This window comes from Pseudoalteromonas sp. BZK2 (assembly GCF_014349195.1).
Classification (GTDB): Bacteria; Pseudomonadota; Gammaproteobacteria; order Enterobacterales; family Alteromonadaceae; genus Pseudoalteromonas; species Pseudoalteromonas simplex.
Window position 1 is genome coordinate 84898 of the sequence record NZ_JACSOG010000004.1, and the last position, 13073, is coordinate 97970.

At 37.4% G+C, this 13073-nt stretch carries 12 protein-coding genes; 10 read left to right on the forward strand and 2 right to left on the reverse strand.

What is annotated here, in order from left to right:
* The first annotated feature begins 29 nt into the window (after positions 1 to 29).
* Positions 30 to 401 (forward strand): hypothetical protein, encoded by a 372-nt coding sequence (locus BIZ38_RS03775; RefSeq protein ID WP_187489592.1) that lies wholly within the window; start codon positions 30 to 32, stop codon positions 399 to 401.
* Here BIZ38_RS03775 and BIZ38_RS03780 read toward each other — a convergent pair.
* Positions 393 to 1100, reverse strand: a complete 708-nt coding sequence (locus tag BIZ38_RS03780) for a metallophosphoesterase (protein ID WP_262387551.1) — start codon at positions 1098 to 1100, stop codon at positions 393 to 395. The genes BIZ38_RS03775 and BIZ38_RS03780 overlap by 9 nt on opposite strands.
* A gap of 245 nt (positions 1101 to 1345) precedes the next feature.
* Between BIZ38_RS03780 and BIZ38_RS03785 the strand changes: the two genes are divergently transcribed.
* From BIZ38_RS03785 to BIZ38_RS03825, 9 genes are all read left to right on the forward strand, one after another.
* A complete protein-coding gene (locus BIZ38_RS03785) occupies positions 1346 to 2923 on the forward strand; it encodes an ATP-binding cassette domain-containing protein (RefSeq protein ID WP_187489593.1) in 1578 nt (525 codons plus the stop codon).
* 51 nt (positions 2924 to 2974) lie between these two features.
* Positions 2975 to 3355: a hypothetical protein gene (locus BIZ38_RS03790; protein ID WP_187489594.1), complete on the forward strand. Its 381-nt coding sequence runs from the start codon at positions 2975 to 2977 to the stop codon at positions 3353 to 3355.
* 197 nt (positions 3356 to 3552) lie between these two features.
* Positions 3553 to 5217, forward strand: a complete 1665-nt coding sequence (locus BIZ38_RS03795) for a hypothetical protein (RefSeq protein ID WP_187489595.1) — start codon at positions 3553 to 3555, stop codon at positions 5215 to 5217.
* 472 nt (positions 5218 to 5689) lie between these two features.
* Positions 5690 to 6277 (forward strand): hypothetical protein, encoded by a 588-nt coding sequence (locus BIZ38_RS03800; protein ID WP_187489596.1) that lies wholly within the window; start codon positions 5690 to 5692, stop codon positions 6275 to 6277.
* Positions 6278 to 6985: 708 nt separating this feature from the next.
* Positions 6986 to 7381 carry a response regulator gene (locus BIZ38_RS03805; protein WP_054553848.1) on the forward strand — a complete coding sequence of 132 codons (396 nt, stop codon included), beginning with the start codon at positions 6986 to 6988 and terminating at the stop codon, positions 7379 to 7381.
* 7 nt (positions 7382 to 7388) lie between these two features.
* On the forward strand, positions 7389 to 8282 hold the full coding sequence (locus BIZ38_RS03810) for an AAA family ATPase (protein WP_166340127.1): 894 nt from the start codon (positions 7389 to 7391) through the stop codon (positions 8280 to 8282).
* 3 nt (positions 8283 to 8285) lie between these two features.
* The gene (locus BIZ38_RS03815; protein WP_187489597.1) at positions 8286 to 9245 is read left to right on the forward strand and encodes a DUF58 domain-containing protein; all 960 of its coding nucleotides are present in this window, start codon (positions 8286 to 8288) and stop codon (positions 9243 to 9245) included.
* A gap of 2 nt (positions 9246 to 9247) precedes the next feature.
* Positions 9248 to 11188, forward strand: a complete 1941-nt coding sequence (locus BIZ38_RS03820) for a transglutaminaseTgpA domain-containing protein (protein WP_187489598.1) — start codon at positions 9248 to 9250, stop codon at positions 11186 to 11188.
* An 8-nt stretch (positions 11189 to 11196) separates the two neighbouring features.
* Positions 11197 to 12519 carry a Na+/H+ antiporter family protein gene (locus BIZ38_RS03825; protein ID WP_187489599.1) on the forward strand — a complete coding sequence of 441 codons (1323 nt, stop codon included), beginning with the start codon at positions 11197 to 11199 and terminating at the stop codon, positions 12517 to 12519.
* Between the two features lie 41 nt (positions 12520 to 12560).
* Here BIZ38_RS03825 and BIZ38_RS03830 read toward each other — a convergent pair whose 3' ends face one another.
* The gene (locus BIZ38_RS03830; RefSeq protein WP_187489600.1) at positions 12561 to 13043 is read right to left on the reverse strand and encodes a response regulator; all 483 of its coding nucleotides are present in this window, start codon (positions 13041 to 13043) and stop codon (positions 12561 to 12563) included.
* Positions 13044 to 13073 lie beyond the last annotated feature (30 nt).

Sequence of the window (13073 nt, forward strand, 5' to 3'; positions counted from 1 at the left end):
AATTAGTACCTAACTGAGAGGAATAGAGCATGAAATGGATGATGACTCTTACGACGTTGTCGTTAATAGGGATTGTATTCACCGGTAATTCTATTTATACCGAAGTGAAGCTCTTTCGTTCAAACGATAAGCCAACCGAAATAACTGCTAGTATGTATCGTTCGCTTATTTGGCATAGTGATATTTATAAAGACGATGAATTTCTACATACCGCACAAAGCTACTTTAGCGATGGCAAAATTGATACGCGTGAATACAGTAAACTAACTAGCCTGGCAAGCAAAACTGCTGGCCCAATCATCTACATTCAAGAAACAGATGAGCAGTTGTGGCACGCTAGGCTAACTTACAAAAAATACCTTGAAGAGAAAACGGTCGAACGACTGGCAAGTTTACATTGATGAAAACTGCTTGATCAGCGTGCTAAGCTCAACAATGGTGGGCTTACCGCTGAGGTAATTAGTATCAAGGTGGTAACTATTGCCAAGCCAATAGGGCTTTTTGGTTGTGTTATGACCATGCACTGAAAAGTCGATACTTGGATTTATTAAAGGTTTTTTCGCTTTGGTTAAGCTCCTATCCCAAAGCAAAGTGCCAATCGCTTGTTGTCTATCTTGAGTAGGATTTTGCCAATCCCAATCCGCATGTGTTGTATGTGATAAACCAACTTTAATTTTGCCGTATTCAACATAGTAAGAAAGCGGGCATTTAAGTAGCTGCTTACAGACAAATGCGAGCTCTTCATCGGTTGCATCTAAATGCCAACGGCCGCCATTCTCAACCCATAAACGGTAGTAACTTTTATCGCCTGCAAGTAAAGACTCAAGCAACATATGCTCGTGGTTACCAAGGCACATATGTACACCAAGCTCTTTAAAACGAGAAAGTAACGCAATGCTGTGCTCCCCCCGGTCAATCACATCACCCAGTGAAAACAAAATATCTTCGCTTGGATTAAAATTAACAGAGCAAAGCGCCTGTTCAAATTGAGTCAAATCTGCATCTAAATCGCCAATAACAAATACACGTTTACTTTCATTAATTTGCATCTTAACTTGAATTGGGTTTTGCGAGGCAAGAGAGCTTTTAACTAAATTCAAAATACATTCCTTTAAGCAGCTAATAATTTAAGACTATCATAACTCTTTGCTATTTGAGCACTGGGTGGTTATTATCTAGCCTCACTTTTTAGGAGTTACCGCCAACATGAACAACTAAACCTGTTATCCAATTTCATTTTAATCTTTTTGGACCAACAGGGTTAGTAGGCGTTGCTCACTATCACTTTTATAATATTACTTTTCGCGTGATCAAGCGCTTATGCCCCTGTAATACAGGAGGCACTATGCCACAACTTCAAGCTTTTAATTTATGTTACCAACATGGCAATGGCGATGTTGTATTTAACGACCTTTCATTTTCACTCACTGCTAAAGTCACTGCTTTAGTCGGCAGGAACGGCTGCGGTAAATCTATATTAGCGTCAATACTTACTAAGCAAAAAGAGCCTAGCTCTGGTACGGTTGTTCGTAATTCAACCCTCGGTTTTTATAAGCAAATGAACGATGTAAATCAGGCTGATAACCAAACAATTGCTGAGGCTATTGGGCTAGAGCCTGTGTTTAATGCCCTCGATGCGATAAACCAAGGGCAAGTTACAGAGCAAAACTTAACTTTGCTTGAAGGTAACTGGGACTTACTAGAGCGCTTTAATGCAGAACTTGTAAGGCTTAGCATAAACAACAAAACCCCAAACTCATTAAGCAAATATTTAAGTGGCGGTCATCTTAGTCAATTAAAGCTTTGGGCACTATTTACCTGCATAAAGCCCGATATTTTAATACTGGATGAGCCATCAAACCACCTAGATGCAAAAGGTAAAAGCTGGCTGATAAAGCAAATACACAACTTTAAAAGCCAATTATTATTAATAAGTCACGATCAAGAATTATTAGAACATGCCCATGAAGTTTGGGAGCTAACAACCCTTGGCTTAACACAATATGGTATGCATTTTTTTGAGTACCAGACTCAAAAGCAACAGCAAGTTACTGCACTTGCAAACAAATTAAATCACGTTGTTAAACAGCAAAGTAAGCTCAAGGTAGCAGAGCAACTACAAAAGCAAAAAACACAAAAACGTGCAGGTCAGGGCACCGCTCTCAGAAAATCAGGCAGCCAGCCTAAAGTGCTGATGGATGCTAAAAAAGATAAAGCCAGTGCCAATTTATCATCACAAAGTAAAAATACCGCTAAGCGAGAGGGTGAGCTCACTCGTAATAAGCAACAACTTTCTAGCAAGCTTGAACAAACTAAAGCGCAGCAATTTTATTTAGTGCAATCAGATACAGCTAAGCACCATAAAGTACTTAGCCTGGAGGATGTGGTATTAGCACATGGCACAAAAAAGCCGCTTAATTTTCAGGTGTTCAGTGATGATAAAATTCATTTAGCGGGCGCAAATGGCACTGGTAAATCAACCTTACTTAAAACGCTTATTTTCGACATACCAGTAAAAGCAGGGCAGTTACATTGCAATCAAGCACTCTATTATTTAGACCAACATTTTACATTAATAAACAACGAGCTAACCCTGCTTGAAAACGTGATGACTTACTGTAAAAACCTAGATGAAAGCACCACACGTACTCTACTTGCCAGTATTGGCTTTAGAAAAGACGCTGTTTTTAAACATGCCGCACTTTTAAGTGGCGGTGAAAAAATGAAGCTCGCCATGTGTATCGTCAGTAATATTGAAAGTACTGCATTCTTGTTACTCGATGAACCCGATAATCATCTTGATCTTGAGTCCAAACAGCTCTTGGCGCAGTCATTACAGAGCTTTAAAGGCGGGTTTATACTCGTAAGCCATGATGAATACTTTGTAGAAAGCATCGGCTGTAATAGGCAAATTGTATTATAAAATAGCCATTTATAAATAAGGGTGGTTGTAGGTGCCTTACAAGGAATGACTATGAATTTTACAGCCGCTTACCGCATTTTTACTGCTTTATTCATGCTGATAGTAACCATAGGTTTAGGCATGAAGCTGAATGGTTTTACTTCGGTGATCTATGTGTTCGTGCCGTTATTACTGATGCTAGTCAGTTCATTTATCCCATTTATTAAACAGCGAAAACTGCGTTTAATACTTTTAGCAGCCCCAATCGTTATTCTTTACTGCTTTGGCTTATATCCTTGGCTTACAAATTACCAAGAAGTCGCCGTTTCATCATCTACCTCAACCCTCGATTTTATCATCATCCCCGTATGGGCTACCCTATATGGAGCGGGTTTTGTGGTATTGCATGAAATAGCGCTGGGTGTTTCTAAGGCGTTTTATTGGGGGAAGTGAATTCAACTAATTAGAAAGATATTTACTAGTTTTGTTAACTTACTCTGAGTTTTGATGAAAGTTATTAAACTGATACATCAACCAACGTGAGGTGTTGGGTTTAGATGTAACGGGTTTAATTGAAGAGTATAGGGGCGTATAAAAGGTTGAAAAACTGATAGCTATGAATTAGCTTGTAGAAAAATAAGGAAGTTACAATGCAAGACTATGCCACTCAAATCCATGATCTTTTTGAAGATGACTCTTTTCCTCCAATTGTTGCTTTCTCTGGAAAATGGGGAATTGGTAAAACGTTTTATGTTCAAAATCACCTTACAACAGAGTTAGTTACAAAATACGACAAGAAAGTACACTACTTATCATTAATGGGGATTACATCGATAGAAGATTTTAAAGATCTTTTAGTATCCAAAGTTTATCTAGAAGAAAAACATGATAATACTGCAACAACAAAACTATTTGATCTATTTAGCTCTGTTGAAAAACACATAGGAGGTAATAACACTATTAGCAGTGTTATAAAAGGTTCAACTGGTGCAGTAAAACACTACATGTTGAAAAACATTGATGATGAAATTTTTATAATTGATGACATTGAGCGCCTTGAAGATAAGAGCCTAAAAAAAGCAATCATGGGTGAATGCTTAAATCTTTCAGAGAAAAGTGAAGATAAGAAAAATAAGTTTTTGTTTGTAACTGATTTAGATACTTTGAAAATCGAACAAACATATACAGAAAAAATCTTTTCGGAAGTGATTTCTTTTAATCCGACACCAGAAGATCTTTTCGAAATATTGCAAGAAAGCTTGTACCATTTAAAAGATAAACGAGCTGAAATCATTCATCAAATTGATTCCAAGAATTTAACAAATTTAAGAGTATTAAGTCGACTGTTTAAACGTTCAGAAGCATTGTTCTCCGAATTTAGTTCAGATTATGAATTAGATTTAGACGTTATAAAAAACAACATAATAGAAGATAGTTTTAAAGTTGCTAAACTTTTCTATATTGACAACAAAACAACTACTGAAATATCTCAACCAGCAAACAAGCACGAATCTATCCAGCTAAAGGTTAGGCATTCGTTTTTACTTAATGAAGACTTTATTAATTACTTTACTGGTTCTTATATAGACATTAAAAATATATTGGATCATGAAAACTTACCACTAAAAGGAAAACCATTAGATAAGTTGCTCTATCAGGAGCCTTATAGGCTCAGTGAAACCGATTTTAGTGAAGGTATTCGCGAACTTAAGACATATATTTTGAATGAGAAAGAAGTCCATCTTAAGAAATTTTTTGAATGTTGCTATTATCATGAATACCTAGTATCAAACGGTTACATTGAACAGGATAAAGACATCGAATATAACCAGATATCAAAAATAGCGGACCAAAAAAAGTTTCATAATTCTCCTAAGTTCCATAACTTAACTTTAAGCGATGAACGTTATAAAAACCTTTTCGAAGCTTATATTGGTAAGTTTAGTTATATAACAAATCAAGATGAACTGGATAAGCTATTTAGTTCAATGGAAAATTCATTTGCAAATTGTGAGTTATACGTTGGGAACTCTTACAAGTTAAGGCCTATATTGAACGAGTTTTCAGAAAAAGACTGGAGAACACTCTTTAATAATTGGACCTCTGAAGACATTGGTTGCTTCGGTGATTACTTATTTACGAGGTATGAAATAAATGAGTCTAAAAAAATATTTGAGAAAGAAAAAGGTACAATCAGGTTTTTGAAAAACTTAATAGATGAGTTATTAGAAACTGAACCTACAGGCTTAAAGAAAGGTTTACTTCATTATCTAAATAAAGCTTTAGAGCATTCACAAGACGTCCTAAACAACTAGGCTTGCATTTTCAATGCCTTTTCATTTTAACCTAATAACACACCCGCAAAACACAGCGCTGAAAACTACTTTACAGTGGAATGCCCCCTCTAAATTTATTTACTTAACGCATGACAAAAGCAGTGCATGCGCCATTTATTGAGTTAATAGCTCAGCTTATTGTGTCGGCCAATTCTAAAAACGAGCAGATTGCAATATCACGCCGTTGCCCGTTAAAAGATTTGCCAGCACTACGAAAAATACTCGTTAGCATGCCTGTTAAGTTAAAAATCTCAATTTAACCAAACATCATAATTAAAATAATAAACCATAAAAAAGCAGATAAGGGGGAGGGTATGGCAGTCGATGCAAACTAAATACCTAGCTTAAATTAAGTGGATAAACAGATAGTTTGAGTAGACTTTGATTTGGAAATTACATTAAGTTAAATTGACAGTTAACTATAAGGAAGAACAGAACACTAAGGATAGTTTTGAATAAATTCATAATTTTTCTCTTTTTATTGCCCCTCGCTATTATCTCTTTTGGTGCATCAGCAAACGCAGGAGTCCCTATGATTATGCTTGCAGTGCCTGTGTATTCGATCTCTTTGTTACCAATAATTGCTATTGAAGCAATATACCTTCAAAAGAGTTTAGATTTAACCAAAGGACTATCGGTGAAAATGGCATTTGTTTCAAATTTAGTATCTACGATTATAGGGGTTCCTTTAACTTGGGTAATTCTTGTTTTAATACAAGTGCTGACGGGCGGTGGCGCAGCGTATGGTGTGGATACATTTGTAGGTAAAATGTTAGCAGTAACGTGGCAAGCGCCTTGGTTAATCCCTTATGAATCTGACTTACATTGGATGATTTTATTTGCGGGGTTATTCCTACTTATTCCTTTTTATTTTGTATCATGGTGGTCTGAATTTTTAGTTTCAAAGAAAATTCTTGCAGATACAGTGCTTAGTAAAAATGACATTAAGATTAAAGTAAGGAATGCAAACCTAATAACATATAGTTTGTTGGCGTTTTGGCCAATTGGCTGGTATGTAGTTGGCTACGTATTAAAGTAATAGGCAATTCATGAAAGTCTAAAATTAATAAATCATTTGTACATTCAGAAATAGTAATTTCTTACAAAGCAATTGTTCACTCATTTTGATTAAGTCGTTACCAATGATATTAGGTGTCTAACTTACTTAAACCAAATCGTACAGCTATCCAATTTGAGCTTGCAGGGCATCTACGTGGCTTTCGTTATAATGAACAGTTTTTAGAAATAAATCATAATTAATGTACGTAAAGCTATAACGGTTACAGGTAATGAAAACAAAATTTGTTTAATATTTTTTTGGAAGCCATACAAGAAAGGCATTTCAAATCTAGGTTCGTAAAATTCACAGTTGTAGTCTTATTGAAATGAAGTAAGTTTGGTGAAAACTTACAAAGTAAAAATGAGAACTGCATAAAAAGCTATAAAACCGTGAAAACCCAAAGCAACCAAAAAAAGGGCTGAAAAACCTTAAAATCTAACGACTAATGAGCCTGCTTATAAAGATAAATATGCTATTTAACATAATATAAATTATAGGAAGTAAAGTGTCTCTACATAGCTATACCTATTCTCTGTGCATGTTAAGTCCAATACTAGACGGTATCGGACATTAAGGTGGTGTTTTATCATATTATTCATTTTATTAGTGCTTGTTTCTTGAGCTTAGTTATCTCATGACTTATATTAAAACTATCAACTTGAGATGTAACGATAAGATGTAAACGATATGGAATTTGTGAAGCCGTTAGAACCTATTCTGATAATCGATGATATGCAAGATATCCGCGACTATCTAAATCAAATTTTAACTGGTCTTGGTTTTGACGATATTTTAGAAAGTCGAGATTTTGAATCAGCTAAAACAGTTATTGAAGAAAAGTCGCCTAACGTTATCTTTCTAGATATTGAACTACCTAATACTGACGGTACAGAAATTCTTGAATACTTAAATGACCGCCATCCTCATACGCATGTTGTTATGTGCTCTGGCCATAATAGTCTTGAGAATGTGCAAAACACCTGGGAATTAGGTGCTAAAGGTTTTATCGCTAAACCATTCAACGCAAAAAAAGTCGACTCTGTTATGAAACGTCTAGAATTGATGGAAACCATAACAAATTAAGTAGTTTATGAATTCGACAATCCAACTCATTATCGATGACCTATCAACGGTCATTTTTGGTAAGCAACAACAAATCAAACTCGCCCTTACGTGTTTATTTAGTGAAGGCCACCTGTTAATTGAAGATTTACCAGGCATGGGAAAAACCACTTTATCTCATGCACTTGCCGCAGTTCTTGGCTTGTCGTATCAACGTATTCAATTTACTAGCGATTTATTGCCTTCTGATATTCTTGGTACAAACATCTTTGATGCTAAAGAACATAGTTTTTCTTTTCATCAAGGTCCGGTATTTAGCCAAGTTGTTTTAGGTGATGAAATTAACCGTGCAGGTCCTAAAACACAAAGTGCACTGTTAGAAGCAATGGAAGAAAAACAAGTGACGGTCGATTCGGTTAAACACGCCCTACCATCACCATTTTTTGTAATTGCTACGCAAAATCCAGTGCATCAATCTGGTACTTATCCGTTACCTGAGTCACAATTAGACCGCTTTTTTATGCGCATTAGTTTAGGGTTTCCTGATAAACACGCTGAGAAAAACCTCATTTTAGGCTTAAATAATCGTAATTATGACGACTTGCCTGTGCGCATTAACCCTGAGCAGCTTGCTGTTATTCAAAAAGAAATAAACACTGTAACGATAAGCAGCGCGGTGGTTGATTATATTCTTGAGCTTGTTGCGTTTACTCGCCAAGATAACCATTTTGTAAACCCATTATCACCAAGAGCCAGTATTGCGCTTGCCCGCGCTGCAAAGTCATGGGCGTATATTGAAGGTCGTGATTTTGTAATGCCTGAAGATGTACAAGCGGTTTTTCCAAGTGTGACTGATCACAGGCTTGGCTTAAATGCTGGTGACAGCGGCTATGCACTTAAACATGTGCCCGTAAGCTTATAAAACATGTTTAAGCGCCCTGCTTTTGTTAATCAATTTCGTCAGTCCGTTTTTAATAAGTTATTAAAAAACAAGCATAAAACTAACGAAATTGAGCTTCAGCATAAAACAATTTATGTATTACCCTCAAAACTTGGTGGGCAGTTTTTACTAATTGCCTTACTGAACTTTGTGATGGGCATTAACTATCAAAACAACTTGATTTTAGCCATGGCGTATTTAATGGTGGTTGTTTTAGTATTTGCGATACTCACCGGCTATAAAAATGTGCGAGGTTTGTCGGTTAAATACCAATCAGTTAATGAAAGTTATGCGCCAAAAGCCCCTTTTGCGCGTTTTCAAATTCACGCACGATCATACTGTGAGCTTATAAAACTGGTTAATGACAACCTTGAATCTGAAACTGTATCACTGCAAAACAAAGAGAAAAAGACCGTTGAAATAGTGCTTAAATGCTGTGAACGTGGTGCTTATGGCTTTGATAGAATTAAAATCATTAGCCACTTTCCATTTGGTTTAGTGTCTGTGTGGAGTTACATTGAACCAACCGAAACCGTGTATGTTTACCCACAACCTATCACCGCTGAAAAGCTTGATACTCAGCTCCATGACAATGTCGAACACGACGTTGATAACGCTCAAGTTAAAGCCGGAAGTGATGACTTTTATCAACTTACCCCTTTCGTACAAGGTACAGCACTTAATAAGGTATCGTGGAAACACTACGCTAAAACTCAGCAACTATTAACGAAAGAATTTACCAGTGATGCATCACAGGAATTAGCGCTTAATTTCAATATGTTAAGTGGCAATAATGAGCATAGATTAAGCCAGTTATGTTTTTTGGTTAATCAATTAACTGACCAACACATGGCGTTTTCGTTAACCTTACCCAATAAACACATTGCAAAAGGCCAAGGGATCAATCATCAAACAACCTGCTTGCAAGCATTAGCGGAGTTTTAAGTATGAATACGCCGCTTATAAATACTGTTTTATCACTGCTGTTTATTGTTATCAGTGGCTTTTTGTTTACTGAAGTACCTACTCCATTCTTAGCCATATTGGCTGGCCTGAGTTTTTTAAACCTGTTTTTAGGTAAGTTTTATAAAAAACTAAATGGGTTGGTGGCGAATATTTTGGCTGCGGTTTGCTTAGTTGCCTTATTTGTTCTGGTTGGTGTGGGCGATACCGTAAAGTTATTTGTCTCGATGATGCTACTTGCTAGTAGCTTTAAATTGCTGCAAGCGAAAACCGTTAAACAGTATCAAACTGTGTGTTTACTGGTGTTTTTTAACCTTTCAACGGTGTATTTGTTTCATCAAGGATTATTTGAAACCTTGATAGTCAGTGTACTTTATATTGTTAACTTCGCGGTACTAGGCTATTTAACTAGCCCTCAAAGCTTTAAGGCCGCTAACAAACAAAGTTTTAAAACCATACTACTAGCCTTACCCATAGCGGCGTTTTTGATTTTATTTTTACCTAAAATTCCAGCGTTTTGGCAGCTACCGGGGCCAAAGCTTGCTAAAACGGGGTTATCAGAGCAGGTTAACCCGTTTTCGATTGCGAAATTAGCAGAGTCAGATGACTTAGTTTTTCGGGTAGAACAACAGCCAGGGCAAACCTTACAAGCCCCCTATTACTGGCGCAGTCTTATTCATGATGAGTTTAATGGCAGTGAATGGTTAATATCGGACATTTTGAAATCGCAACAATATAACCCAATTCGCCGTACTATTACTCAAAGTAATGGTGTTAATTATCAGGTTATTGCAGAGCCTTCATCTTCTAATTGGCTTTTTGCAGTTGGCTTTGCGCAAAGTGATAATTCTGATGTGCACTCAACCTACAATGGTTTGTTAAAACGCAAAGGTAACTTAAACAAAAACATTAAATACGCGGTAACGAGTAGTGAGGCTATGCTGAGTCTAAATGACTTTGAGAAACGCTTATATACCCGCTTACCGAAAACAACTAATCCACAAACAACGGCACTGGCAAACCAGTTGGCTGCTGAGCATGAAAATGCGCAAGCTTACTTTAACGCACTACTTGATTACTTTAATCAGCAGCAGTTTGCTTACACATTAACACCTACACCCATGTATGGTGATAATACGTTAGACCAGTTTGTGTTTGATACCAAACGTGGCTTTTGTGGCCACTATGCCAGCACCGCTGCATTTATGTTTCGTGTTGCCGGTTACCCTGCCCGTGTTGTGTCGGGTTATTTAGGCGGAGAACAAACTAAAGCCGCTACGCTTAACATTTACCAATATGACGCCCACGCATGGGTCGAAGTATTCTTTGATGAAAAATGGCATATTTTTGATGCTACCGCTGTTGTTGCCCCGGAACGTTTAAACGGTTCGTTATCACAACTGGGGGATTTAAACGAAAGCTTTAACGACAATCTTAACTTTGGTCTAAAGCGTTGGAGCCACTTTAAAGCAATAAACTGGCTTAGAATTCACCTTGAAGAGCTCGACTATAAATGGACTAACTGGGTGCTTACGTTTGACCAAGAATCACAACAAAGTCTATTTGATTCTCTGTTTGGCAATAAGTCAGCATGGCTAACACCTTTAATTGTGTTAGGTACATTATTACTGAGCTTTACTGGCTATTTCTTATATAACAAACGCCCTATTCGAAGTAGAGAGCCGCTGGTTGATGACATCACTAAGCTTTATCTGTGGGCAAAAAAGCAAGGCATTGAGCTAGTTGATACCAACACACCACTACAAAATATTGCTTTAATTAAACAGCAAAAGCCTAGTACAGAGGCATATTTAAGTGAGTTTGAGCAAATAATCATCGAAGTACGTTATCAACAGCAATCATATAATCAAAATCGCAAAAACCGCGTACGAGTTCTGTTAAACTCTCTCAAAACAGCCAAATAGAGAACAATATGAATGCAGTAATTGTCGGCGTTATGTTGATGCTGATCCTGACACTTTGTCGAATTAATGTCATTGTGGCGATGACGGTAAGCGCAATTGTAGCGGGTTTGACCGCAGGCCTTGGTTTATCACAAACCGTTAATGCATTTAATGATGGCTTATCGGGCGGCGCTGAAATAGCACTGAGCTATGCGATGTTAGGTGCATTTGCGGTGGCTATTTCTAAGTCAGGTTTAACCCGTATTTTAGCGTCTAAGTTACTAAAGCAAGTAAACGACAATAGCCACAAAGGCGAAACGACGCTTAGTTATCTTATATTGAGTATTATTTTGTTGTGTGCGATCTCGTCGCAAAATTTGATACCCGTACATATTGCTTTTATACCAATTCTAATACCGCCCCTACTTGTTGTTTTTAACAAGTTACGCCTTGATAGACGTGCTATTGCGTGTATCTTAACCTTCGGCTTAGCCACCTCTTATATGGTGCTACCTTATGGTTTTGGTGGCATTTACTTATACTCGATACTACACAAGAACCTCACTGAAAATGGCTTAGAGATTGTTAATACTCAAGTGCCGATGGCAATGATCATTCCAGCCATTGGGATGTTATTTGGTTTATTGGTTGCGGTGTTTATATCTTATCGAAAACGCCGTAGTTACGAGTCTCACAGCCTAACAGAGCAACAGCAAGAGGTTGTCATTGAACAGCCTAAAAAGGTTTTAGCAGTGGGAATTACCGCCGTACTTTGTTCATTAGTGGCACAAAATATTAGTGGCTCTATGATCCTAGGTGGTCTTGTTGGGGTAGCTATATTTACCTTATTCGGTGTTGTAAAACTTGAACAAAACGGCGATGTATTTAGTAAAGGCATTGCTATGATGGCGATGATTGGCTTTATTATGATTTCGGCGCAAGGTTTTGCTTCAGTGATGAAAGCAACCGGTGATGTAGCTTCATTAGTTAGCTCTGCCGCAGGATTGATTGAAGGTAACAAGCCCCTTGCTGCTGCGTTAATTTTACTCGTTGGTCTATTAATCACCATGGGCATTGGTAGCTCGTTTTCGACGGTGCCAATTATAGCCACCTTGTTTGTGCCACTTTGTATGGAACTAAACTTTTCGGTCATGGCTACTGCAGCACTGGTTGGTACTGCTGGTGCGCTAGGAGATGCTGGCTCCCCTGCCTCTGATTCAACACTTGGCCCAACATCGGGCCTAAATGCAGATGGTCAACACGACCATATTTGGGACTCTGTCGTGCCTACTTTTATCCATTTTAATATTCCACTACTGATTGCTGGCTGGGTTGCGGCAATGGTGTTGTAAAATTAGCATTGTTTATTTTAAAGCCCCAATTTGGGGCTTTTTTATTGGCTGAATAAAATACGTAAAGCACGATTTAAATCATGAAATCTGATTGGTTTAGTGAGAACTTTGTCCATTCCTGCTTCTAAGCAAGCGCTCTTATCTTGTTTAGAAGCATTTGCAGTTAATGCCACAATAGGTATGGTGAGGTTTAGTTTTTCGCGCATGTACTTAGTTGCACTTATTCCATCCATAATCGGCATCATCATATCCATAAGAACCAAATCAAAAGTACTTGCTTGCACTTTTTCAATTGCCTGCTGGCCGTTATCTGCAAGTGTTACATGATGGTTAAGTTTTTCTAGGAATGTCTTAATTAACACCTGATTCGTTTTATTATCTTCTGTTACTAAAATAGAAATCGGCTCAAGTGACTGTTCTTGTTCCTGTGTGTGAGTGGTCTCTTTTACCAAGGTAAAGGGTATCACTATCGTAAATTTAGTGCCTACGTTAGGCTCACTAACAACAGTGATAGTTCCTTTCATAAGATCGACCAGACTTTTTGTAATACTCAG